Source organism: Clostridium cochlearium, from assembly GCF_900187165.1.
Classification (GTDB): Bacteria; Bacillota; Clostridia; order Clostridiales; family Clostridiaceae; genus Clostridium_G; species Clostridium_G cochlearium.
Window position 1 is genome coordinate 2,113,385 of sequence record NZ_LT906477.1, and the last position, 25,704, is coordinate 2,139,088.

Annotated in this window: 19 protein-coding genes and 1 riboswitch; of the genes, 7 read left to right on the plus strand and 12 right to left on the minus strand. The window is 27.1% G+C overall.

Going from position 1 to position 25,704, the window contains the following annotated elements; translation table 11 throughout:
- Genes tsaE through rimI form a run of 3 tightly spaced genes read left to right on the plus strand, consistent with a single transcriptional unit; the run spans position 1 to position 1,620 of the window.
- The gene (gene tsaE / locus CKV72_RS10400; RefSeq protein WP_089863693.1) at positions 1–459 is read left to right on the plus strand and encodes a tRNA (adenosine(37)-N6)-threonylcarbamoyltransferase complex ATPase subunit type 1 TsaE; all 459 of its coding nucleotides are present in this window, start codon (positions 1–3) and stop codon (positions 457–459) included.
- Entirely contained in the window at positions 456–1,169 is a 714-nt protein-coding gene (tsaB, locus tag CKV72_RS10405; RefSeq protein WP_095178212.1) for a tRNA (adenosine(37)-N6)-threonylcarbamoyltransferase complex dimerization subunit type 1 TsaB, read from the plus strand. Before tsaE ends, tsaB begins: the two co-directional genes overlap by 4 nt.
- Positions 1,162–1,620 (plus strand): ribosomal protein S18-alanine N-acetyltransferase, encoded by a 459-nt coding sequence (rimI, locus tag CKV72_RS10410; protein WP_089863405.1) that lies wholly within the window; start codon positions 1,162–1,164, stop codon positions 1,618–1,620. The genes tsaB and rimI overlap by 8 nt, the downstream gene beginning before the upstream one ends.
- A 33-nt stretch (positions 1,621–1,653) precedes the next feature.
- On the opposite strand, the gene tyrS is transcribed toward rimI, so the two are convergent.
- From tyrS to CKV72_RS10435, 5 genes are all read right to left on the minus strand, one after another.
- A complete protein-coding gene (gene tyrS / locus CKV72_RS10415) occupies positions 1,654–2,877 on the minus strand; it encodes a tyrosine--tRNA ligase (protein WP_095178213.1) in 1,224 nt (407 codons plus the stop codon).
- 203 nt (positions 2,878–3,080) lie between these two features.
- Complete coding sequence (locus tag CKV72_RS10420) at positions 3,081–3,503, minus strand: hypothetical protein (RefSeq protein WP_089863402.1); 423 nt, start codon at positions 3,501–3,503, stop codon at positions 3,081–3,083.
- Between the two features lie 137 nt (positions 3,504–3,640).
- Positions 3,641–4,789: an AlbA family DNA-binding domain-containing protein gene (locus CKV72_RS10425; protein WP_095178214.1), complete on the minus strand. Its 1,149-nt coding sequence runs from the start codon at positions 4,787–4,789 to the stop codon at positions 3,641–3,643.
- 92 nt (positions 4,790–4,881) lie between these two features.
- Positions 4,882–5,991 carry a Ger(x)C family spore germination protein gene (locus tag CKV72_RS10430; protein ID WP_157726567.1) on the minus strand — a complete coding sequence of 370 codons (1,110 nt, stop codon included), beginning with the start codon at positions 5,989–5,991 and terminating at the stop codon, positions 4,882–4,884.
- A complete protein-coding gene (locus CKV72_RS10435; protein ID WP_168943961.1) occupies positions 5,972–7,384 on the minus strand; it encodes a spore germination protein in 1,413 nt (470 codons plus the stop codon). Before CKV72_RS10435 ends, CKV72_RS10430 begins: the two co-directional genes overlap by 20 nt.
- Positions 7,385–7,501: 117 nt before the next feature.
- Between CKV72_RS10435 and CKV72_RS10440 the strand changes: the two genes are divergently transcribed.
- Positions 7,502–8,581, plus strand: coding sequence for an endospore germination permease (locus tag CKV72_RS10440; protein WP_095178217.1), 1,080 nt, complete (start codon positions 7,502–7,504; stop codon positions 8,579–8,581).
- 173 nt (positions 8,582–8,754) lie between these two features.
- A complete protein-coding gene (locus tag CKV72_RS10445; RefSeq protein ID WP_095178218.1) occupies positions 8,755–8,919 on the plus strand; it encodes a zinc-ribbon domain-containing protein in 165 nt (54 codons plus the stop codon).
- Positions 8,920–8,951: 32 nt separating this feature from the next.
- Here the strand turns inward: CKV72_RS10445 and CKV72_RS12325 are convergent, their stop codons facing one another.
- The 4 genes from CKV72_RS12325 to CKV72_RS10465 form a co-directional block, all read right to left on the minus strand.
- On the minus strand, positions 8,952–9,164 hold the full coding sequence (locus CKV72_RS12325) for a hypothetical protein (RefSeq protein ID WP_147269571.1): 213 nt from the start codon (positions 9,162–9,164) through the stop codon (positions 8,952–8,954).
- 42 nt (positions 9,165–9,206) lie between these two features.
- On the minus strand, positions 9,207–10,796 hold the full coding sequence (locus tag CKV72_RS10455) for a peptide chain release factor 3 (RefSeq protein WP_089863384.1): 1,590 nt from the start codon (positions 10,794–10,796) through the stop codon (positions 9,207–9,209).
- 124 nt (positions 10,797–10,920) lie between these two features.
- The gene (gene trpS, locus CKV72_RS10460) at positions 10,921–11,922 is read right to left on the minus strand and encodes a tryptophan--tRNA ligase (protein WP_089863382.1); all 1,002 of its coding nucleotides are present in this window, start codon (positions 11,920–11,922) and stop codon (positions 10,921–10,923) included.
- Positions 11,923–12,064: 142 nt separating this feature from the next.
- Positions 12,065–12,439, minus strand: coding sequence for a desulfoferrodoxin (locus CKV72_RS10465; RefSeq protein ID WP_089863380.1), 375 nt, complete (start codon positions 12,437–12,439; stop codon positions 12,065–12,067).
- Positions 12,440–12,625: 186 nt separating this feature from the next.
- Between CKV72_RS10465 and CKV72_RS10470 the strand changes: the two genes are divergently transcribed.
- Positions 12,626–12,874 carry a hypothetical protein gene (locus tag CKV72_RS10470; protein WP_168943964.1) on the plus strand — a complete coding sequence of 83 codons (249 nt, stop codon included), beginning with the start codon at positions 12,626–12,628 and terminating at the stop codon, positions 12,872–12,874.
- Positions 12,875–12,899: 25 nt separating this feature from the next.
- Here the strand turns inward: CKV72_RS10470 and CKV72_RS10475 are convergent, their stop codons facing one another.
- From CKV72_RS10475 to CKV72_RS10485, 3 genes are all read right to left on the minus strand, one after another.
- Positions 12,900–21,458, minus strand: a complete 8,559-nt coding sequence (locus CKV72_RS10475; RefSeq protein WP_414437439.1) for a glycoside hydrolase family 94 protein — start codon at positions 21,456–21,458, stop codon at positions 12,900–12,902.
- Positions 21,459–21,501: 43 nt separating this feature from the next.
- On the minus strand, positions 21,502–22,800 hold the full coding sequence (lysA, locus tag CKV72_RS10480; RefSeq protein WP_095178220.1) for a diaminopimelate decarboxylase: 1,299 nt from the start codon (positions 22,798–22,800) through the stop codon (positions 21,502–21,504).
- Positions 22,801–22,878: 78 nt separating this feature from the next.
- Positions 22,879–23,046: riboswitch (Lysine riboswitch) on the minus strand.
- A 66-nt stretch (positions 23,047–23,112) separates the two neighbouring features.
- Positions 23,113–24,405 carry a M18 family aminopeptidase gene (locus CKV72_RS10485; RefSeq protein ID WP_095178221.1) on the minus strand — a complete coding sequence of 431 codons (1,293 nt, stop codon included), beginning with the start codon at positions 24,403–24,405 and terminating at the stop codon, positions 23,113–23,115.
- A 108-nt stretch (positions 24,406–24,513) separates the two neighbouring features.
- Here CKV72_RS10485 and CKV72_RS10490 point away from each other — a divergent pair, with 108 nt between their 5' ends.
- Positions 24,514–25,698 carry a cation diffusion facilitator family transporter gene (locus tag CKV72_RS10490; protein WP_095178222.1) on the plus strand — a complete coding sequence of 395 codons (1,185 nt, stop codon included), beginning with the start codon at positions 24,514–24,516 and terminating at the stop codon, positions 25,696–25,698.
- The last annotated feature ends 6 nt before the right edge of the window (positions 25,699–25,704 follow it).

Sequence of the window (25,704 nt, forward strand, 5' to 3'; positions counted from 1 at the left end):
ATGATTTTTACGATTAACAGTATAGATGAAACTATTAGTCTTGGTGAACAAATAGGCAAATTAGCAAATGCTGGTGATATAATATGTTTGGAAGGTGATTTAGGTACTGGTAAAACTCATTTAACTAAGGGAATTGCTAAAGGTTTAAATATAGATGATAATATAACAAGCCCTACTTTCAATATTGTAAATGAGTATGAGGGAAGATTAAAATTTTATCATTTTGATGTATATAGAGTAAATGACCCTGATGAAATATATGCTATAGGATTTGATGAATATATATTTAGTGATGCCGTTACCGTAATTGAATGGTCTAATTACATCGAAGAACTTATTCCAGAAGAACATATGAAAATATTAATAGAAAAAGATTCTAAAGATAATTTTAATTCTAGAAAGATAACAATAACACCTTTTGGTGAAAGATATAATTACATAAAGGAGATAAGTCTATGAAAATATTAAGTGTAGATTCTGCTACAGAATCAGCTACTTGTGCTGTTTTAGATGATAATAAATTATTAGGTGAAATTACTTTCAATTATAAAAAACAACATTCAGTAATTTTAATGAGTATAATAGATTTTTTATTAAATAATTTAAGTTTAACTATAAAAGATATTGATGGCTTTGTAATATCTAAAGGGCCGGGATCTTTTACAGGTCTTAGAATAGGTGCAGCTACAATAAAAGGATTAAGTCAAGGCTCTAAAAAGCCTTTTGTTGCTATTTCTTCATTAGATGCACTAGCTAACAATATGGCATATACAGAGGGCATAATTTGTCCCATTTTAGATGCTCTTAGAAATAATGTTTATACTGCTTTATATGAATATAAAAATGATAATCTAAAAAGAATTACTGATATTTCAATTAAATCCATAGATGATTTAATTGAAGCTTTATCTGAATTTGATTGTAATATTACTTTTATAGGAGACGCTTTACCTAAGTTACAAGATACCATTAAAGATGCTTTACCTAATGCTCACTTTGCACCAACTTCTTTAAATGTAGCGAAAGCTTCTTCTTTAGGAGAATTGGGATTACAATTATTAAAATCAGGTTATAGCGATAATATATATAATTTTTCTCCTATATATATTAGAAAATCCCAAGCTGAAAGAGAATATGATAAAAAGAAGTGTTTAAAAGAAAATGAATAATTCAGATAATATATTATTATGTAAGGCCACTAGAGATCATATTGAAGAAATCTTTAACATAAATAAATTAGCTTTTGCTACTCCCTGGAGTATTAATTCTATAGAAAAAGAAATTATAGATAATCCTCATGCCCTCTATATAATAGCTGTAAAAGAAAATATGGTATTAGGCTATGGTGGTTTATGGATTATACTAGATGAAGGTCATATAACTAATATAGCTATACATCCAAATTACAGAAGACTAGGAATTGCCTCACTGGTACTTTCTACTCTTATAGAAGAATCTAAAGATAGAGGAATTAATAGTATAACTTTAGAAGTTAGAAAATCCAATTTAGCAGCTCAAAATCTATATAAAAAATTTGGATTTATAGAAGAAGGTTGTCGTAAAAATTATTATTCTGATAACTTAGAAGATGCTATAATAATGTGGAAACATAATATTTAAATAAAAATAGTGCGATCGCACTATTTTTATTTATTATTCTATTATTATTCTATTGTAGTTTTTCTTACCTCTTCTTATAATCATACTATTTTCTTGAAAGAGTTCTTCTGTCACTGTCATATTTGTATCTGTTACTTTTTCTTCATTTATGCTTAGCCCACCTTGTTGTATTAACCTTCTAGCTTCCCCTTTAGATGGTAATATTTTTGTTTCTACTAATATATCTAATATTCCTTTTCCTAAATCATCCTTAGATATATTTACTGTTGGAACATTACTCATATCTTTCCCTGCTCCAAATAATGCTTCTGATGCTTCTTGAGCCTTTTTAGCTTCTTCCTCTCCGTGAATTAGTTTTGTCACTTCATAGGCAAGTACTTTTTTAGCTTCATTTATTTTGCTTCCTTCTAATGATGCTAATCTTTTAACCTCATCCATTGGTAAAAATGTAAGTAATGCTAAACATTTTTCTACATCCGCATCATCTACATTTCTCCAGTATTGATAAAATTCATATGGACTTGTTTTATCTTTATCTAACCATAAAGCTCCATTTACTGTCTTACCCATCTTATTTCCTTCACTATTAGTCAATAGTGTACAAGTCATAGCATAGGCTGATTTACTTTCTTTCCTTCTTATTAAATCTGTTCCAGCTAACATATTAGACCACTGGTCATCTCCACCTAGTTCCATTATACAGTCATATTTCCTATTTAATTCTAAGAAATCATATGCTTGCATTAACATATAATTAAACTCAAGGAATGATAATCCTCTTTCTAATCTTTGTTTAAAACACTCTGCTGTTAACATCTTATTTACTGAAAAATGTACTCCTATTTCCCTTATGAATTCTAAATAATTAAGATTTAAAAGCCAGTCTGCATTATCCACCAATATAGCTTTATCATCACTAAAGTCTATAAATCTAGATATTTGGCTTTTTATACTACTAACATTTTTCTCAATAGCTTCTTTTGATAGCATCTTTCTCATTTCAGATTTACCAGAAGGGTCACCAATCCTTACTGTTCCCCCTCCTACAAGAGCTATAGGTCTGTGACCTGCTTTTTGCATATGAGCCATCATCATTAAAGGTAGGAAATGACCTATATGTAAGCTATCTGCAGTTGGATCAAATCCTATATAAAAAGTAATCTTATCATTATTTATTAAATCTCTTATTTCTTCTTCATGTGTTGTTTGTTTTATGTATCCACGTTCTTTTAATACATCAAAGACATTATTACCCATTTCCATTACCTCCAAACATTTATGTTACAAATTATCATACCATAATTTATAAAGTACTTCTATATATAGTTTATAGTATATAACCAAAATACGCTTTTATCAACTTTCTCAATTAAAAAACTAAAGAGCTGGATTGAATTCCAGCTCTTATATATAATAAACTTTGTATTATTTTCAAATTTAAATGATCTCATTCAAAATAACTATACACATAATAAATTAGTATACTTTTTCATACAATCAGGTATATCATTTTCTTCATTAACATTAATATAAATATCTAAACTATATTCTTCTTCTAATTTTTCTAACTCAAAAAACAAAAGTGCTGCATCTTCATTATCTAGATTTACAATATTGAATAACCCATCGATATAAATAGTATCAATATCATAATTACTAGATAGCATGCCGCACAAAAATCCATAAAAGCTCTTGTAATCACTTTTTAAATTGAAATCTGAAGTAGATATAAATCTAATATTTCTGTGTAACTCAAACATAGCTCTTCTATCATCGTCTATAAATACAATGTGTCCCTTGTTATCAACAGCTTTTTCATTAGCCATTTGAATTAGCTTTTTACTTTTTCCAGCCCCTCTTTGGTCACAAAATACTTGAATCATGTTACACCACTCCTAATATTTTTTTATTATATAAATTATATAATATTCTGAATTTTTTTTCAATAATAAAATTAAATCTTTTCCATTTATCTTTCTATATATTCCCTCAATATTCTACAAAAAACTATTAGATACCATTATCTAATAGTTTTTATACCTGGATAAATTATTTTAAAATTATTTTCTCTCACAGAATTTATAAAAGCAACCTTGCCTTTTCCTTTGAAGGCACTTTTTATTCTATAAAATCCTTTTCCTGTATTTAAAAATCTTTCTCCATTGTCTAAAGTTATAAGTTTTTCATAAATCCACATATTCCTTCTATAAAAGCCCTTAGAATTTATTGATTTACCATTCATTACTACTCCTGGACTTATTAATGTAATATTTTTTTCCGATAAGATGATTTCTATCTCTCTATAATACAATGTATAATCTCTATATAATATAGCATTTCTTATACCTTCATATATTGCTGATACTGGATAATATTTAGGTAGAATATCCTTTAATAAGTTTTCACACTTATTTAAAATATTTAACAAATCTCCTTGTAAAATTATATTAGTATTGAGTTTTTTATTTATTTCATTTGTTATTTTTATCATATTATGAGGCAAATACATATAATTAAATTTGGAAAATACTAATAATCCGCCCAAAGTACAAACATACTTATTTCTTTCTTTATCAAAAAATATAATAGAGGTGTTTTCCATTAAATTCATAATATTTTTTTCTTCTGCTTTTATTCCCTTCATTAGAAAGTATTTTCTTACCATATCCCTATCTATTGCTTCTATATCACTGTTAATTACAGGACATAGCTCTAAATTTAAAGATAGATTTTCTTGAAATAAAGATACTAACTCTTCTTTTCTCATAGTATCTGTAGTAGAACCTCTTCGTATATAAAAAGCTCCATTTTCCCTCAATTGATATGGCCTTTGTTGACTATCATATATGCTTATAACAGCCACCTTAGTATTTTTAAATTTTACAAAATCTAACGCTATTGGAATAGGTGGTTCACATCTAGAACTAACTATTTGCTGTATTTGCTCTTCTAAGTAATCTTCAGTGTCATTGATTCCAACTATATTCTTTGTTTTATCTTCTACTCCAATTATAAGATATCCTCTTCCTCCCTTTGAATTAGCAATAGCACAAACATCTTTAGCTAATTCTTTTTTATTGCTTTCAATATCTAGATTTATTTTTTCCTTAAAATCTATTTTTGTACCTTCTCCTTTTTTTATTAACGTTAAAAGCTTTCTTTTATCCATTTTAAACCCCACCAGTAATTAATTAATAAGATTATATGATGTATTAATAATATTATAACAGAAATTCTCATAGTTTATATTTTCTTAGATTATTATTGGTAATCAAATTTATTACTAGACCCTTCAATTTTCACATCTACTTCTACTTTTAAAATTGTATTTTTTAATATATTTTTACTATCTTCTTTAGGATACTTTCTCTTGTAAATATCTGCCACATCAAAAATGTCTATATTTTGATTCTTATATTTATTGAAGACCTCCTGCGAAAATTTTTTTATATTGTATTCAGCTTTAGTCTTTATTTTATTTAATTCCTCCTCAGTAAAGTTTATTTTACCTTGAACCCCCGTTAATGTGGCTTTAACTTTTATTTTTTTTGTTAGTTCCACTACATTATCCTTTTTTTCTATTTTGTTTCTAGTTTTACTTTTTAATATCTCTAGTGTTATAAAGTTATCTTTTCCTTTAGGATCTGGAACTTCTAATGTTCCCCCCTTTACTTTATCTAATAAAAAATTATATGATTGGCTTTCAGATTTAGGTAATTTGCCAACCATCTTGTCATTTTTTATAATTGCTCCTCCATCTATAGTTATTAAACTCTCCATTTGAGTTTCATCTAATCTAATTAATGTCATAACACAAGCTGTACTTTCCATTGTTCTTTCATTTAAATAATCATTCATACTTAACTCTACAGCTCTTGATGATACTTTTATATTATCCATTAGATCCACTAAAAATAATCCTATATATTCTTCTGATTTTATTTTTGTTTCTAATAATTTCTCAACATCTCCTTCGTATATAGCTATGTACTGACGAATTAAACTTTCTTGATGTCTATCAAAAAAATCTATAAAATTGTCTATGCCATATTCTGCAGCTTTAGTTGTAAAAATTATTGCTTTAGATTGAGTTCCATCTAATTTAAAACTTGAAGATAATCCTATATTTCTTATTACTTCATGTATTGTTTTGCCGGTACCTCTATATACAATTCTTTCTCCTTTTTCAGAACCACTTATATTGCTTCTGTAAGGTTTAAATGTTTCCAAATACAATATAGGCTCATTATTATCATCTATATCTACTATAAAACTTGTTACAAAAAGAACTTTATTTATATCCTTATAGCTATAGCACCCACTAAATAAAGTACTTATACAAAGTATAAGACTAATTATTCTTTTCTTCATATATATCATCCTCAATAGTATTTTTAGATATATTTTTCAAATTACTTCTAAAAAATATGTCTCTAAATTTAAAATCCTTTATTGTTCCCAGTGGATATAAATATGGATATCCTACGGAATCTAAACTTCCTAAATGAGCTACAAAGGATAATAATCCTATATAAAATCCAGGTAAACCAACTACTGAAGATAAAAAAACTATAACTATACTCCAAACAGATATTACATTATTTAACTTAGGAATTAAAAAAGACGATATAGCTGATATGCCAACCACTATCATTCCTATTTGTGAAGCTAAACCTGCCCCTACAGCTGCATCTCCTAATATTAAAGCTCCTACTATGCTAATAGCCTGACCTATAGGCTCTGGCAACCTTATCCCTGCTTCTTTTAATATTTGAAAAAAGAATATTAGTAAATATAATTCAATTATAGCTGGAAAAGGTACTCCTGCTCTTGACACAGATAACCTAAATACAAAAACTGATGGTATTAAAGAAAAATGATAAGTAGTTATAGCTATATATAAACCAGGCAATAACAATGCTACCATAAATGCTATATACCTTAGCATTCTAGTAACATTAGAATATATTTTATTTACATAGTAATCATCTGGCATTTGAAAACTTTCTATAAAAAAATACGGCATAGTTAAAACAAAAGGAGTTCCATCTACCAATACTCCTACACGACCTTCCATTATATTAGCAGCTACTACATCTGGTTTTTCTGTATATCCTATAGTATTAAATAATGTTTTTTTATTGCTAAAACTTTCTTCTATATAAGAAGTATCTAAAACAAAATCTATTTTAATGGAATTTAATTTTTCCTTTACTCTTCTTACTAAAGTATTTGGAGCCACTCCTTCAATATAAATCATAGCAACACTAGTATTTGATTTTTCCCCCATAGTTAGATTTTCTACTTTTAAATTTGTATTTTTAACCTTTCTTCTTATTAAGGATATATTATCTACTAACACCTCATTAAAACCTTCTCTTGGACCTTTTATAACTTTTTCAGAGGCTGGTACATCAATTGATCTTTTAGCATAGCTCTTAGCATCTACAAATAATATATCTTTATAATGCTCAAATAAAATAATTACATCTCCAGATAATATGTGAATTAAAGCATCTTCTATATTCTTAACATATTCAATATCGTGAGCTTCTACTATATTATTTTTTATATATTCAACTGATAAAATTGAATCCTTATTTTTAATTATAGGTGCTATTATATATTTGCTTATAATAGTACTGTCACTTAAATTATCTATAAATACTACATAAACCTTCCCTTGTATAGTCTCTATTTCTCTATATTTAACATCAAAATTTTTATCTAACTTTTCTTTTATAAATTTTATATAACTCAACATAAATATCACCGTTTTTATTATCTGTTTAAAATAAGAATATTATTCAATATTTAAGTCAATAATATATTATTAACTGGAAATATTAATAACATATACCATTTAATAAAGGGTGATATCATGGATAACATTAATGCTAAACATTTGTTTTTTATAATATCTGCTATTACAATAGTTTCTTTAAAAACCTATCCTACAATATTTATAAGGGATGCTGGAAGAGATAGCTGGTGGGTTGTAATTGCGGCCTCATTAATAATTATTTTTTCTTTAATTTTTATGTTAAAATCAAGTTTAAAAACTAATACCTTTGATTTTTATGATATATATAGAAATTCTTTTGGTAAAATTCTAGGTACTATTCTTTATTTTTTCTTTATTTTTTCTTTATTTTTGACTTTAATAGAATGTGCTGGAATAGAAAGTAGTTCTATGCATACTAACATACTAATGGACACGCCAACTTGGTATATTGCACTATTTATAGTATTTACAGCTATTTATCCAGTAAAAAAAGGTCATACTTCAGTACTAGCTGTTACCATCATTGGCATAGTTTTAATGATTATAGCTGGAATTAATTTAGCTGTACTGACTTCAACTTATAAAAATTATAAATATTTATTCCCTATATTAGAAAATGGATTAAATAAAAATATTTTTTTAGCTCTCTTAAAAGTTTTAGGATTATATGCCCATGTAGTTATTTTCTTCCCTTACTTAAAATTTGTACATAATAAAGATAAAATATTTAAAGTAAGTATTTGGTCTATGATTTTTATTATTCAAATGGAGATAATCTCTATAATTGGTGTATTATCTACCTTCGAAGTAAAGCATGCTAAAAATTTAGTATATCCCAAATTATTACAAACTCAATTAATAAGTTACTGGCGATTTTTAGAAAGTGGTGAGTTTTTTGTAATGCTTCAAACTGTAGGCGGTTGGTATGTGAAATATATTTTAGTATTAAATATATTAAATAAAAGTTTTGAAAAAATATTCTCTAAAAATAAGTATTTAATTTATATAATAAGCATATTAGCATATACTTTAACATCATTTTTAACAAATAAACTTTTAAGATTCTTTGCTTTTCTTAACTTTTATTCAATAATATCTTTTATAAATTTTTTCTTAATACCTTTTATAGCTTTTATAATTTTACATTTTAAAAATAATAAATCTATTTCAATATAAAATTTACTATTTTTTATTGTTGTAATTTTTATTTTTTGTGTTAAAATATATGATATAATATATTTTTATAAATAGGTTAATTTTATTTAGTATTAGATAATTGAGCTCCTCTTGATCATGGAGACTTATCTATATGTAAATTAATCCTATGATCATAAGGAGGTTTTTTAATAATGGCAGATAAAACAATTGTATGTAAAGACTGTGGTAAAGAATTCATATTCAGTGAAGGAGAACAAGAATTCTACAAAGAAAAAGGATTTGAAAATGATCCTGTAAGATGTCCTGAATGTAGAAAAGCTAGAAAAGCTGCTAGAAATAATTTCAGAGATAGATAGTAAGAAGAGAGGTAAATCCTCTCTTTTTTATTTTATTTAATAATTTTATATAAAATTGCAAATACTATTATTGTTTCTTTATACAAAATTATTGGAGGAAATACAATGTCATTTTTAAAATTAGCTTGTAATTTTATAATAGTATTATTTTTAATTACAATAATATTGCTTTTAGGAAACAACTTAATAAATATTATATTGCTAGTATCAGCTTTTGTATTCCTACTCCATATTTCAACCTTCAAAAATAACATTTTTAAAAAGCAGTAATTAAATTACTGCTTTTTTTATTCTTTTCCTATATCAGATAAAACTAACCCATTATTATGTTGTAATGCCCAACTAATTGACCAATCACTTTGAAATAGTAAAAGACTTCTATCTTTATGGTCTTTAACTATTTTAGTATCACTAGTAATAATTAGATCATCTGGGTTTCCATCATATTTTTCAATCCACCTTATATATCTAAATGGTAATCTTTCCATTTTTAAATCTACATTGTATTCATTTTTCATTCTGTATTCTAACACTTCGAATTGTAATACTCCTACTACTCCTACTATAATTTCTTCTATTCCAATGTTTATTTCTTTAAATACCTGTATAGCTCCTTCTTGAGCTATTTGAGTTATTCCTTTTACAAACTGTTTTCTTTTCATGGTATCTACAGTTCTAACTCTTGCAAAATGTTCTGGAGCAAATATAGGTATGCTTTCGAACTTAAATTTATCATCTCCGCTACAAAGAGTATCTCCTATTCTAAATATACCTGGATCAAATACTCCAATAATATCCCCTGCATAAGCCTCTTCTACTATTTCTCTATCTTGTGCTAAAAATTGTTGTGGTTGAGATAGCTTTACTTTATTTCCACCTTGAGTATGGTATACTTCCATACCTTTCTTAAATTTACCAGAACAAATTCTCATAAAGGCAATTCTATCCCTATGAGCTGGATTCATATTCGCTTGTATTTTAAATACAAAAGCTGAAAAATCTTTACTAAATGGATCAATTTCACCCTTATCAGACATTCTTGGTAAAGGTGATGTAGTTAAATTTAAAAATTCTTTTAAAAAAGGTTCTACTCCAAAATTAGTTAATGCACTTCCAAAAAACACTGGAGTTAATTGACCTTTTCTAACTTCTTTTATATCAAAGTCATCTCCAGCAATATCTAAAAGTTCTATGTCCTCTATTAATTTATTGTGAAGTTCTTCTCCCAATAAATCACTAAAAACTTCATCATCTACAGTTCCTTCTACAGATTCAACTGTTGTCTGACCATGGTTTCCTCCATTAAAAAGTCCTATTAATTTATTTTTTCTGCTATATACACCTTTAAAATTATTTCCAGATCCTATAGGCCAATTCATAGGATATGATTTTATTCCAAGAACTGATTCTATTTCATCTATTAAACTAAACGGATCTCTAGTTTCTCTATCCATTTTGTTTATAAATGTAAACACAGGTATTCCTCTTAAACTACATACGTGGAATAATTTTTTAGTTTGTTCTTCCACTCCTCTAGCTCCATCTATAACCATTACTGCACTGTCTGCTGCCATTAAAGTTCTATAGGTATCCTCACTAAAATCTTGGTGACCAGGAGTATCTAATATATTTATACTGTATCCATTATAATTAAACTCCATAACTGATGATGTAACAGAAATACCTCTTTGTTTTTCTATTTCCATCCAGTCTGATACTGCATGCTTAGATGCTTTTCTTGCTTTAACAGAGCCTGCTAATCTTATGGCGCCTCCATATAATAAAAGTTTTTCAGTGAGTGTGGTTTTACCCGCATCGGGGTGAGATATTATTGCAAATGTTCTTCTTTTTTCTATTTCTTTTTCAAGACCTTTCACTAAAACCGCTCCTCTTCATTTTTGTATACAACAATGATTTTATCTTTTAAATTTTTAACTGTCAATCATTTTATAAGTTTTAAAGAGTAAACCCTTAGTTATTTAAAGGATTTACTCTTTAATATTATTTATTTAACACAAAGCCTATTTTTCTTTTCATTTTTGAAAGTGTTTTATTAGCTGCGTATGTCGCCTTTTGAGCACCTTTTTTATATATCTCTTCTAAATAAGATTTATCTTCTAAATACCTTTTAACTTCTTTTTGAACTGGTTCTACTTCAGCTATTATAGCTTCAGCTACATCCTTTTTGAATTTAGCATATCCTAAACCATCATATTCTTTTTCAATATCTTCTATACTTTTTCCTGTAGCTGTACTTAAAATATTAATTAGATTTTTTACTCCTGGTTGTTCATCACTATATCTTACTATTCCTTCATTGTCTGTTACTGCTCTATTTACTTTATTTTTAATTACATTAGGTTCATCCATAATTAAAATATATCCATTAGGGTTTTCCGCTGATTTTGACATTTTCTTTTTAGGATCTTGTAAATCCATTATCCTAGCTCCAGTCTTTCCTATGTATGGTTCTGGAATTTTAAAAGTAGGACTATATAAATTATTAAATCTTGTTGCAATATCTCTTGTAATCTCTAAATGTTGTTTTTGATCATTTCCCACTGGAACTAAATCTGCATTGTATAATAGTATATCTGCTGCCATCAAAACTGGATAATTTAATAATCCTGCATTTATGGATTCACCTGCATTTTGAGACTTATCTTTAAATTGGGTCATTCTATTTAATTCCCCTAAATATGTAAAGCAATTTAAAAGCCATGCAGCTTCTGCGTGTGCAGGTACATGTGATTGTATAAACATAGTGTTTTTCTTTGGATCTAATCCTGTTGCTATGTATACAGCAAGTACTTCTAAGGTTCTTCTTCTTAATTCTTTTGGAATTTGTCTTACTGTTATAGCATGCAAATCTACTACACAATAAAAACAATTATACTCATCTTGTAGTTTAACCCAATTTTTTAAAGCTCCAAAATAATTTCCTATAGTTAATTCTCCAGAAGGTTGAATACCGCTAAATATAGTTTTTTTGCTGTCTTCCATGTTTATTCCTCCCAATACTAGTATGTTTTCTAGTTTATTTTTATCTTTAGAAAATATTTTTATTACTTTCTAAAAATAAAAAGTAAAAATCCCTATAGCAAAAGAAAAGCTATAGGGTGTAATTAACCTGGTATCATTTAAATTATTTTTTCCATAATCCATGTAAATTACAATATTCTCTTGCTGCCACTACTTCTTCATCTAATTTAAATTCTGCCACTGGCTTTTCACCTGGTTTTAAGTGTTTTCTATATACTTTATTTTCTGTTAAAACTTCTATCCATTCAATATAATGTTCTTCCAACATTGGATGTTCTACTTCACCTATTTTAACACGTACTCCTCCATCTATTTTTTCTATAACAGGAACGTGTTTTTCTACAGCTGCATCAACTGTATTTTCATTCATTAGCTTCATTGGTTGATTACAACAAACTAATTGTCCTGCTCCTTTATGAACCACTTCAACAATGTTCCCACACACTTCACATTTATAAACTTGTAATAGATCAGTCATGATTAAATCCCTCCTATAAACTTATCTTTATTATAAATATTAACATACTATACTACTTCTATACAAATTTATTTTTTCCTCTTTCCTGTGAGCTTAAACTTTAGTTTACATTTATTTGTATAGAATATATAAGTACTTTTATTGTAATACTAAATTTATAAACTTCATATAAAGGAGGGACTAAAAATGGATAAAGGAAAAACTTATTTAGATAATAAAAAAGATGATCCTAAAATTTATGATGGTTATCTTCCTGATGAAAGGGGTTATTTAGAAGACCATCCTAAAAAGATTAGAACCTATTCTAAAAACAAAAAAACTTATTCACGCCTTCCAGATAATGTAGTAGACCCAATAGTTTCAAACCATATAGCTACTTGGGAATTTGATAGTACATCTAAAGATATGTATAAAAACAATGACTTATTTGAGTAATAAAAGAGCCTTTATGGCTCTTTTATTACTTTATAAATATTTTCACCTCATACTCACCTTGATTAAATAATGGAATTATTTTATCTTTAATTAATTCATTATTTAAATATACCTCTTCTTTTCCCTGCCTTTCTACTTTTATATTATATTTGCAATTATTTTTTTTATAAACAATTTTGAATTCATTCCAATGGCTTGGTATATTAGGAGTTATTGAAAAGCCTTTATCTGAATGAATATTAAATCCTAAAATACCATTTAAAGCTGTAGTATACATCCATCCTGCAGCTCCAGTATACCAGCTCCAGCCACCTCTTCCTACATTAGGTTCTACAGTATAAACATCTGCTGTCATAACATAGGGTTCAACTTTATATATATTACAATTCAAATTAGATAGGGTGTGATTAATAGGATTTATCATATTGAATATTTTCCATGCCTTTTCACCATAACCTAGTTTTGCTAAAGCCAATATATACCATATAGCAGCATGAGTATATTGTCCTCCATTTTCTCTTACTCCTGGTACATATCCTTTTATATATCCTGGTTCAAGATCAGATTTATTAAATGCTGGTGTTAATAATTTTACTATTGCCTTATCATATTTTACTAAACGTTCTTCTGCTGACAACATAGCTTTTTCAGCCCTAGATTTATTTCCTCCTTCAGAAATTACAGCCCAAGATTGAGCCAAAGAGTCTATTTGACATTCTTCATTTTCGGCAGATCCTAAAACTTTTCCATCGTCAAAATAAGCTCTTCTATACCACTTTCCATCCCAAGCATTTTTTTCAATATTATCTACAATAAACCTCTTCATTTTATTGTAATATTCTTCTTTTTCATAGTCTTGTTTTTTATTACATATAGAAGTAAATTCTTTAAGTATATTATATATAAACCATCCTAACCATACACTTTCTCCTTTTCCCTTATTGCCAACCGTGCTCATACCATCGTTCCAGTCTCCTGATCCCATTAAAGGTATATTATTTTCTCCAAATTTTAAAGATTTGTCTATAGCTTTTATACAATGTTCATACAAACTTCCTTTATTTTGGGATACTTTAGATATAGTGTATCTTTCATCCTCTCCTTCTTTTAACGGTTCATCTTCTAAATAATTAATACTTTCATTTAATATCTCATAGTCTCCCGTATTTTTTATATATTGAATAGTTACATAAGGAAGCCATAATAGATCATCGGAAAATCTAGTTCTTATGCCACTGTCAACTACTGGGTGCCACCAATGTTGTACATCCCCTTCTAGAAATTGTCTTGATGCACTATATAATATATGCTCTCTTGTAAGTTCTGGTCTTACATATGATATGGATATAGAATCTTGAAGCTGATCTCTAAACCCATAAGCTCCTCCAGATTGATAAAATCCTGTTCTTGCCCAAAATCTACAACTTATTACTTGATATAATAGCCACTTATTAACCATAATATCCATGGATTTATCTGGTGTTTCTATTTGTATTTGTGTTAATGTATCTTCCCAATAACTTTTTACCCTTTTAAGTTCATTTAAAACACTTTCTTCATTTTCATATTTTTCTATTACTGAATCTATTTTTTCTATGTTGTCTTCTTGACCTAACAATATAAATACAGTTTTTTCTTCACCTGGATTTAAAATTACTTTCTCGTTTATAGCTATGCAAGGATCCATACCTGATCCCAAAGTATTAGACAACATATCATTTTTTAGTCCATTAGGATTTTCTAAGCTACCGTCAACTCCTATAAATTCCATTCTATCTCCTGTATAAGATATTTGTTCTCCTCCAATTACTTTACAATAGGCTATTAAATCTCCAAAATAAGTATTATAGGGATTTTTAGCATAAATATAGTCATAATCATCATTTTTATATGTGGATATATATCTGCTAGTGTGTTGAGAAACCACCCCTAAAGTTAACTGTGCATAATAAGTTACGGATATTTCTCTTTTTATATCAGTGTTATTTTTTAAATTAACTAGAATTACTTTTACATTATCTTCCAAAGGCACAAATGAAGTCATTTCTCCAACTATTCCAAAGCTTTTGTTTCTGTAGGTAGAATATCCAAAGCCATGCTCTATAATATATTTACCAGAATTTCTTTTAGGTTTAGGCGATATACTCCATATATCATAAGTTTCTTCATCCTTTAAATATATAAATTCTCCTTGATTATCTTTTACCCAATCATTAGACCAAGGTGTTAATTTATTTTCCCTGCTATTTTTATACCAAGTATAAGAAACACCATTTTCTGAAATATGAAATCCAAATTTACCATTGCTAATAACATTAATCCAAGGTGCAGGTGTGTTTTTATAATTATCTAATATGATAATATATTCATAGCTAGCTTTTTTAAATCCTCCAAAGCCATTAAAATATTCTAATTCAGGTGTTTCAAATTGAAAATCCCCTTCATTATATTTTAAATTTTTAATTTCATTTATTTTTTTATTTTTATCTATTAATTTTTTATTCTTTTTAGGTTCATTTAAAACCCTTTCATCTTCACAATAAATCACTAATCTAGATATAGAAATTATAAAATCTATATCTTCTTTTAACATAGTTGATTTATTATATAAAAATACTCCTCCAGATGTATATTCTTTATACCTTAAATGACTGGCAAATATAATATTCTTTATTGATATTTGTAATTCTTGTTCATAAGAATACTCTTCTAAATTAATTATTATTAAGTCAACTTCTAGCCCTTTAACATTCCAATATTCATGGGCCTTTATAATATCTTTAATGCATCCAATGTCCTCTAATTTATCTATTACTATACAAGCTATAGGTATATCACCTGATATACCATATTTCCAAAGGTCTACTTGATTCTTCCTTATATTCTTTACATACTGCTCCCTTTGTTTTATAGATTCATTTGGGAAAATAATATTAGATGCCAATTCCTGAAATTTGTTTACCATATACGATTTAATTCCTAAATATCTACTCTCTATTTGGCTATATGTCCAAGCTAGCTGAAATACTCTCTCTACATTATCTCTTTGCTGATATTTGTCCGCTATTTCTATACACTGCTGTCTATTTTCGCAAATAGCTATTACATAAGATAATTGACAACTTTGTTTTGCTGGTATTTTTACTCTAACCCTCATACTAATTATAGGATCTAATACCGCTCCAACAGTATTACTCATTATCCTATCATTTTCTATGGCTTCAGGTCTATTTAAATCCCTACATCTCCCTATGAAATTAGCTCTACTAGTCTCGTATTGCACATTTCCACATATATTTTCATCTGTTATTAAACTTTGCATAATCCAAAGTTCTTTGTCTTCAACACTTCTTTTCCTTCTATTTGCTAATATACATAGAGGTTCCTCTATAAATTCAGTATTAATAAATAAATTACTAAAACTTGGATGAACTAAATCTGCATCATATTTATTTAACACCACTTCAAAATAGCTAGTGATTTCTAATATTTTATCCTCTCCACTATTATTGTCTATAGTGACTTTTCTTATTTCACCATTTTCTTCGTTGGATACACATATTTCTGTAGTGGTTTTAATTTCTCCATCCGCTCTCTCAAATTTCGCTTTATCCACAGAAAAACTAACTTCATAATTTTTTGTTTCCTTTTTACATGGTTGATAGAAATTGCTCCAATATACTCCAGATTTTATATCCTTTACATAAACAAACATCCCTAGATTGTCATCAGTTATATCTTCTCTCCACCTATTTATAAATATATTGTCTCTTTTGCTGTAACCACTACCTCTATTAGTAATCATTAAATCATAGTTGCCATTAGATAAAAAATGACATTGAGGTAATCGATGTTTTTCTATGCCAAATTTTCTTACCATGCTTACATTTCTTTCTTTTATAGATATATTATCATTGTAATGTTCTTCTCTTTTATATACTACAGTCTTCGGAATTTTTTCTTGAAGTAATAGTTCCACAGATTTAACTCTATTATCTCTATGAAATCTTCTTTGAAGAATAAAGTTATTTAGTATGTTGTTCAGAGCCATAAAGCTCATACCCTGGTGATGAACCATAAATGATTTAACAATTTTAAAATTACTGTCTTTAGGATTTCTATTTTTAGTAAAATCTATGGCTTCATATAATCCATATCTTCCTTCTGCTCCTATATCAATAATTCTTTTTAAATTATCTATAGCTGATTTATAGTCCACATTTAGTGCCATAAAAGTAGAATACGGAGATATAACTAGTTCCGTTTCTAATCCTCGTTTAAGACCTATACCTGGTACTCCAAAAGCTTTATATTGATAATTTAAGTTTACATCAAAAGCATAAAAACCCGATTCAGATATACCCCAAGGCACATTCTTCTTCTCACCATATTTCTTTTGACTTTCCACTACAAAGTCATAGGTTTCTTTTAAAAGTGTATTAGGATAACTTTTCATTATTAATAAAGGCATTAGGTATTCAAACATAGTTCCACTCCATGAAACTAGTCCTTTTTTCCTACCTATAGCACTTATAGATCTTCCTAAATTAAACCAATGAGTATAAGGTATATCCCCTTTTGCTATAGTTATAAAACTCGCTTGCCTTGCTTCTGAAGCTAATAAATCATAATAGCAATTGTCTAGGCAATGTTTTTCAACATCATAGCCTATAGCAAATAATCCTCTTCCCTCATCAAATAGCATTTTAAAATTCATTTTATCTGATATGGAATTTAAGTTTTTAATAATATTGACTATTTTATCTTTTAAATTCTTTATCTCATTTTTACTATTTTGAATATTAATATTTAATTTATCTAGATATTCTTCTTTACTATTTTTTAAATAATCACCTATTTTTAAAATAGCATCTTCAAAATTTTGCAAACTGCATTTTGTAATTAAATTTGATAATTCTTTTATTATATTATTATCGAGAGTTTCGTATAGTTTACTTTCTTCTATAAGTTGGCTCCAAGGAAAAATAGTGTTGAAATCCTCTTCAAATATTTTTAATGTTTTATATAGTTTTGTATTCCAATATAAATTTTCTTTTCCTTTTATGCAATCATAAGATTCTAATTTTAACTCTTTTAAAATTTTTATAAAGGAAAATACATCTCCTTCAAATGTGTCTAATATTTCTTTACTCTTTATATAATTTTGTTTTTCTTCACCTATTTCTTCCATAGATAAATATAAAAGATCTATAATTCCCTTTGATATATCTTTTATATTTATAAAAGGTTCTTCTAAAAATTCATAAAATGTATTTTCTAATAGCCATAAATAACCTATTAAATTTCCACTATCCACAGTAGAAATATACTTAGGATTTAGTGGCTTTTTAGACTTTGTATCATACCAATTATAAAAATGTCCTTCATATCTTTCTAAGTCATTCATATTTTTAATAATATTCTCTACTTTATATATACATTGTTTTAAATTTATATATCCTAGATCTAAAGCTGATATACAAGCTATAAGCCCCATACCAATATTAGTTGGTGATGTTCTATAAGCTACACCTTTTTGAGGTTCTTCTTGATAATTGTCTGGTGCCAACCAATTGCTCTCCTCTTCCGCAAAATCCTCAAAATATGCCCATATTTTCCTTGAAAATCTTCTTAATAGCATTTTTTCATCTTTATTTAGTTCATATGTATCTTCTATAATATCTTTGCTAATGTAATAAGCTATACATGGACTAAAAAACCATATTATACAGGATGGAAATAATAGTAACCCCAAATTAGTAGATTTGTAAAAAGCAATTAATGATACTAAAACCGCTATAAAACTACCAATCCACATAGTTTTTATATAATCTTTAATACTTTTTCCAGATTTAGCTTCTACATCTGCTGCAGTTTGCCATTCCAATAAATTTTTCTTACTTATGAACATTCTATATAAACTTCTGCTAATAGCATCAATCATTACATAACTTTTATATGGAATAAAAGAAAACATTAGAAAAAACTGTATTAAACTCATTTTCCAATTTTCTAGTTTTGCAATTATAGATATGTCTTTTAATGACGTATTGGTAATTTCTGATATATTAAATAAAACCGGAGTCAAAAAAGATATAATAGCTATTGACAACCACATTTCTGGCTTAGGAAACAAAATTAAAGATAAAATTATAAGAACTACTATAGATGGCGTTAATAAACTTCTTCTTAAATTATCTTTCATCTTCCAAATAGATAATTTATTTAAAGAATTTTTTTTAAAAATCCAAGGTAGTAATTGCCAATCACCTCTTACCCACCTATGCAATCTTTTACAACTAGCATTGTAATATGCTGGATATCCATCTATTAATTCTAAATCAGTTACCAACGCCGTTCTCACATAGGACCCTTCCAATAAATCATGACTCAATACGGAGTTTTCTGGTATTTCATCTTTTAGCATATAATTAAAAATATCTACATCATATATACCTTTTCCTGTAAAAATACCTTCTCCAAATAAATCTTGATATATATCAGAGACTGCACAAGTATATATATCTATACCTGTTTCTCCAGAAAAAATTTTAGAAAATAAGGTCTTATTACCACTTAAAACTCCCACACCGATTCGTGGTTGCATAAGTCCATATCCTCTTAATACTTTTTTATTTTTGTAATCTATATAAGGTGTATTTAATACATGAGCCATGGCACCTATTAATTTTTTTGCCATTCCCATAGGCAATTGAGTATCTGCATCTAAAGTAATTATATATTTAACTTCATATAAATTTTTTATATCTCCACTTATAACATTATAACTAGTTTCTTTATCCCCTCTAATTAGTCTATTAAATTCCTCTAATTTTCCTCTTTTTCTTTCCCATCCTAACCAAACTCCTTGTTTTTCATTAAATTGTCTATATCTATTGAAAAAATAAAATATATTTTTTCCGTTTTTACTATATTTTTTATTTAATCTTTTTGTTTCTTCTAAAGCAAATTTGTTTATTTCAGCTTCCCCTTCTTCTTCCTTTTTATCGCTATCCTTAAAATCAGCTAATATTCCATAATAAATATTTTCACTCCTATTAGCTAAATAATATACTTCTAAATCCTCCATTAATTCACTTACTCTTTTTTTACTATTTACTAAGGTTGGTATAACTACCATAGTACTGTATTCTTTTGGTATATCTTTTTTAAATTCTATTTTAGGAATAAAATCTGGTTCTAAATAGTTATTAAGTATCCAGTTAAGTATTGATATTACTATTTCACTCATAGGTATTATTAATATTAAAACTCCCACAATAAATTTCCATAGTGGAGTATAATTTTTATATAGGTTATAATATGCAATTAATATAGATAAGATAATTGTTGTTATTCTTATAAACCATGTATAATAGTTAGTTTTCTTATCTAAATTCAAACTATCAATTTTACTAATTCCTATATCTTTATGTTTCAATTTTTCCTTTAAACAACCTATTCCGTTATCTATTATGTAATATCCAACGTGATTTAAATAAGTTTTATCCCTTTGTTCTACATTTTCTTTTGCACATTCAATAGCTTTTCTAGCTATAAAACCTTCTCCCAAATTGGTTTTTTTAGCTATTCTTTCTATTTTATTTCTATAATAATCTTTTGATTTAAAATCCATACTTTTATATACATTAGCTGGATCAGTATTAAGTATATAATCTAATTTACTTAGCTTTTCAAAGGATGTATTCCAATTAATTATTCCTACTTCCCTTATAGATGTAATATTATTACCTAATATCATTTTAAAAAAAGCCTGATTTTTATGCTCTACTAGTATAATATCTTTTATATTTTTATCTTCCATATCTAATTTTTCATTTATCCAATTATAAATTGTTTGATTTTCAATAGAATTATTTCTTATTCCTTTAATTAAAGCTTCTACAAAATATAAGGAGAAATCTTCATCTCTCCTTATTGCACCATTTATAGCATTTTCATTGTTTTCATTTTGCAATAAAGTTTCTACTAATTTTTTTGCTCTGTTTTTTTCTTTTTGTGCATAAACCATTTCTTTTACGATTTTTGAGATACTATTTATACATGCTATTTTTAGCATAGTAGGAAGTGCCCAAAGTTCGCTACTCGTTAAAACAGTATGTTTCTGAAAATCTTCTATGTATTTTTCTATATTTTCTTTAGTAAGTTTTCCATTATTTTGTTTTACTATTTTTTTTGCTACATAATAAATTCTAGGGTAACATTTCATATATCCACTTTTGATATTAGGAATATTTCGATAATACATTTCTCTGACATCATTTTTTATATTTTTATATTCTTTTTCTATTAAATATAAATTATCTAATAACCAATCTCCTGCTGGTATAATTTCTCCCCTATTTTTAAATTCATCATTTAAATAAATATACCCTTTTAATATATCTTTATAACTTTTATCTAATGTATTTTTAAGTTTATATTTACATCTAAACACAGTGGTATTATTAGGACATTCTTCTTCAAATTTTAAATAGTCCATTTTATTCACCTTCCTGATAAAATAGTTAATGTTACTCAAGTTATTATTTCCAATAACAAAAAAAATATAAGGCAATCTCATAAATTATGAAATTACCTTATATTTTTTACTTTACTAAAATTATTTACAGATTTAATTCATTTTTAAGCATATCATCAAAGCTTTCTCTTTTACACATTAGTTTAGTTCTTCCGTTCTTAACTAATACAACAGCTGGTTTAGTAATTTTATTATAATTGCTAGCCATAGAATATCCATAGGCTCCTACAGAAGGTATTGCTAATATATCTCCACTCTTACATTTACTTATATATGCATCCTTTATTACTATATCCCCTGTTTCACAACACTTTCCTGCTATAGTAACTAATTCTCTTTCTTCACTATTCATGTTATTAGCGATTTCACATTCATACTTTGCTTCATAAAGAGCTGGCCTTATATTGTCATTCATTCCTCCATCTATAGATACATATTTCCTAACTCCTGGTATATCCTTTATAGCACCTATAGTATAAATTAATGTAGCTGCATTACCTATTATAGATCTTCCTGGCTCTATACCTAGCATAGGAAGTTTAATTCCTAATTCCTTTGATTTATTTATAGCTCTTTTTAATATTGCTTCACAATATTCTTTAGTTTCTTTTGGCTTATCTTCCTTTGTATAATATATTCCAAAGCCTCCTCCTAAATCAACTTCATTTATTTCATAATCGTATTTATCCTTAATTTCTCTTAATATTTCAAACATAACATCTACAGCTTCTTCATAGGGAGTTGTTTCAAAAATTTGTGATCCTATATGACAATGAATTCCTGATAAATTTATATTGGGTAAGTTTATAGCCTTTTCCACTGCCTTATAAACCTCTTGGTTCACCATTGAAAATCCAAATTTTGAATCCACTTGGCCTGTTTTTATATAATCATGAGTATGTGCCTCTATTCCTGGAGTAATTCTTAATAATATACTTTGTTTTATTCCCTTTTTTCCTGCCATTTCATTAATGTTATTCATTTCATAAAAATTATCTACAACAAACCTTCCGACCCCAAGTTCTATACCCATTTCTATTTCATCTAAAGTTTTATTATTTCCATGAAAATAAATCTTCTCCATTGGAAAATTAGCTTTTAGTGCAGTATATAATTCTCCAGAGGAAACAACATCTAAGAATAATCCTTCTTCTTTTATTATTTGGCACATTGCAATAGTCAAAAATGCTTTCCCTGCATAAGCTACTTTATTTCCATACTTTTCAACTCCAAAATTATTATAATATTCTTTGCATCTGCCCCTTAAAAATTCCTCATCTATTACATATAATGGAGTGCCATATTCATCTTTTAAATTTTTACAACTTACTCCCCCAATATATAAATTATTATCTCTTACTTCCATTGTTCCAAATAGCCTCACCTTTTATCCACTCCTTAATTTATAAAAAATAAATTGCAGCTAAGAGTTCAATCATAGCTGCAATATTTTCAACTTACTGACCTCTGTAGCTCAACACTTTTTAAAGTGACAGCTTTACACATATTTTATGCAAAGCCAGAAAATAGATTGCCCCTCTATTTTCTTCGGCTATAATTCCTTTTCCTATCTATCATTACTTGGCAGTTTAAGATAAGTACTCTTAATTATAGCTCCTCTACCCTGAGTAAAATAATTATTAAATTTGTTTAAACTAGTGTATCATATAAAACATGTTATTTCAACATAATTAAACTATAAGTTGTAAAATTCTTCAAAAGATTTAGTTATATAATAATGATCTTTAACTCCACCAAATTCTCTTATAGAATGCATAGCTAATATAGGACTTCCTATATCTACAGAATTTATATTTAAATGTGTAGATGATATAGGTCCTATAGTAGATCCTCCCCTTTCATCAGATCTATTAGTAAATATTTGATAAGGAACATTAGCTTTTTCACATATTTGTTTATATATTGCAGAAGATATAGCATCAGATGTATAACTTTGTCTTTCGCTTACTTTTATTACTGGTCCTTTATTTATCATTGGTTTATTAATAGGATCTGCTTTTTCCGGAGATGAAGGATGTACTGCATGAGCTAAATCCGCTGATATTAAAAAGGATCTTGATAATGCTCTAAAGTATGCTTCCCTACCCTTTTCTTCTTTTTCTACGATTCTTTCTAATATATTTGATAATAATGGTGAATCTGCTCCTTGCTTAGTAGAACTTCCAACTTCCTCATTATCAAAACAAACTAGTGCATTGGTAGCTTTAGACACTTTAGAATTTAATATGGCTTTGAGTCCCGCATGAACCATAGCTAAATTATCTAATCTAGAGCTAGAAATAAATTCATTATTTAGTCCCATTAAAGTGCCTTTATCAAATTCATATAAGGACAATTCATAACTTATAATTTTTTCATTATCTAAATTTAATTCTTTTTTTATAATTTCTTCTAATATTCCCTCCCTCAAATCTTCTCCTTCTACTGTCATTAAAGGAAGAATATCTTTTTGGGGATTTAGTTCTATTCCTTTATTTACACTTTTATTCATATGTATAGCTAAATTGGGAATTATAAATAAAGGTTTATTTATATTTATAAACTTTTCTTTCGGTTCTAAAAGATTATCTCCTTTTAAAGTTATTCTTCCAGCTATAGATAGAGGTCTATCCATCCAGGTATTTAATATAGGTCCCCCATAAACTTCTGTATTTAATCTTAAATATTTATCTTTATCTAAAACTTCACCATAAGGCTTTACTTTAAAACAAGGGAAATCTGTATGAGCACCTATAATTTTAAATCCATTGTCACTAATTTTTTCTTTTCCTATAACAAAAGCTATAAATGCAGAATTATTTTTTTTAATAAAATATTTACCTTCCCTTTGTAAATGCCATTTTTCATATTCCTTTAATTCTGTAAAACCTTGAGATAACAAGATTTTTTCTACATTATTTACAACGTGAAATGCTGTAGGACTTTTATATATAAAATCTAAAAGATCTTTTGCATTATGAACTTCCATTACTTATTCCTCCTAATAATTTTATATTTAAAGACTATCATAATTGATTTCTTTCATCAAATATATCATAATTAACCTGTAAAATAAATTTTAAGTGAGGTTTTTATAATGATATCTAAATTTCTTGTTAAAACTTTTATTAAAGATTTTAAAAACATAGAAGATAAAAAAGTTAGAAATTCCTATGGATTTCTTGGAAGTATAGTTGGTATAATTTCCAATACCCTTTTATTTATTATAAAAATATTAGTTGGTATAATTTCTAATAGTATTTCTGTTACTGCAGATGCTTTTAATAATTTATCTGATGTGGCCTCTTCTGTAATAACCTTAATAGGCTTTAAATTATCTTCAAAACCTGCTGATAAAGAACACCCTTTTGGACATGGAAGAATAGAATATATATCAGCATTAATAGTTTCTTTTATGGTCATGTTAGTAGGATTTGAATTTGTAAAAACATCTTATAATAGAATAGTTAATCCTGTAGCAATCAATTTTCAATTAATACCCTTTATCCTTATAATATTATCTATACTTATAAAAATATGGCTTAGTAGATTTAATAAATACATAGGAGATTCTATTAATTCTTCGGCTCTACAAGCTTCATCTTTTGATGCATTAAGTGACGTAATTACTTCAAGCTGTGTTGCTTTATCTTTAGTTTTATCAAAGTGGATTTCATTACCCATAGATGGTTACATTGGAATAATTGTTTCTTTATTTATAATGTATTCCGGATATACTCTAATAAAAGAAACATTAAATCCTCTTTTAGGTGAAGCACCAGACCCTAAGTTGGTAAAAAATATAATAGATGAAATATTAAAATATCCTTATATAACTGGAGTTCATGATTTAATAGTTCACAATTATGGTCCTGGAAGATGTCTTGCATCTCTCCATGCAGAAGTTCCTGATAATTTACCTGTTGTTGATATACATGAGGTAATAGATAGAGCTGAAAAAGAAATATCCGAAAAATTAAACTTAGAATTGGTTATACACATGGATCCTATAAATACAGATAATAAAGAAGTTAATAGTTTACAAAAGGAAGTGGAGAAAATTTTATTAAAATATCCAACTATAAAATCCTTTCATGATTTCAGAGTAGTTGGATCTGGTGAGGTTAAAAATTTAATATTTGATATAGTTATAGATTATTCAGTACCTTTTACTAATGAACTACAAGAAAACTTAAAAAAAGATATATCTGAAGATATCAAAAAAATTCATGCCTCATATAATACTATAATAACAGTAGACAGAGATTTTACTCATATATAATTTCTT

What these genes read in the sequence shown, in the direction of transcription:
- tsaE (WP_089863693.1), top strand. Translation starts at nt 1, where the DNA reads ATGATTTTTACGATTAACAGTATAGATGAAACTATTAGTCTTGGTGAA.
- tsaB (WP_095178212.1), top strand. Translation starts at nt 456, where the DNA reads ATGAAAATATTAAGTGTAGATTCTGCTACAGAATCAGCTACTTGTGCT.
- rimI (WP_089863405.1), top strand. Translation starts at nt 1,162, where the DNA reads ATGAATAATTCAGATAATATATTATTATGTAAGGCCACTAGAGATCAT.
- tyrS (WP_095178213.1), bottom strand. Translation starts at nt 2,877, where the DNA reads ATGGGTAATAATGTCTTTGATGTATTAAAAGAACGTGGATACATAAAA.
- CKV72_RS10420 (WP_089863402.1), bottom strand. Translation starts at nt 3,503, where the DNA reads ATGATTCAAGTATTTTGTGACCAAAGAGGGGCTGGAAAAAGTAAAAAG.
- CKV72_RS10425 (WP_095178214.1), bottom strand. Translation starts at nt 4,789, where the DNA reads ATGGATAAAAGAAAGCTTTTAACGTTAATAAAAAAAGGAGAAGGTACA.
- CKV72_RS10430 (WP_157726567.1), bottom strand. Translation starts at nt 5,991, where the DNA reads ATGAAGAAAAGAATAATTAGTCTTATACTTTGTATAAGTACTTTATTT.
- CKV72_RS10435 (WP_168943961.1), bottom strand. Translation starts at nt 7,384, where the DNA reads ATGTTGAGTTATATAAAATTTATAAAAGAAAAGTTAGATAAAAATTTT.
- CKV72_RS10440 (WP_095178217.1), top strand. Translation starts at nt 7,502, where the DNA reads ATGGATAACATTAATGCTAAACATTTGTTTTTTATAATATCTGCTATT.
- CKV72_RS10445 (WP_095178218.1), top strand. Translation starts at nt 8,755, where the DNA reads ATGGCAGATAAAACAATTGTATGTAAAGACTGTGGTAAAGAATTCATA.
- trpS (WP_089863382.1), bottom strand. Translation starts at nt 11,922, where the DNA reads ATGGAAGACAGCAAAAAAACTATATTTAGCGGTATTCAACCTTCTGGA.
- CKV72_RS10465 (WP_089863380.1), bottom strand. Translation starts at nt 12,439, where the DNA reads ATGACTGATCTATTACAAGTTTATAAATGTGAAGTGTGTGGGAACATT.
- CKV72_RS10470 (WP_168943964.1), top strand. Translation starts at nt 12,626, where the DNA reads ATGGATAAAGGAAAAACTTATTTAGATAATAAAAAAGATGATCCTAAA.
- CKV72_RS10475 (WP_414437439.1), bottom strand. Translation starts at nt 21,458, where the DNA reads ATGAGATTGCCTTATATTTTTTTTGTTATTGGAAATAATAACTTGAGT.
- CKV72_RS10485 (WP_095178221.1), bottom strand. Translation starts at nt 24,405, where the DNA reads ATGGAAGTTCATAATGCAAAAGATCTTTTAGATTTTATATATAAAAGT.
- CKV72_RS10490 (WP_095178222.1), top strand. Translation starts at nt 24,514, where the DNA reads ATGATATCTAAATTTCTTGTTAAAACTTTTATTAAAGATTTTAAAAAC.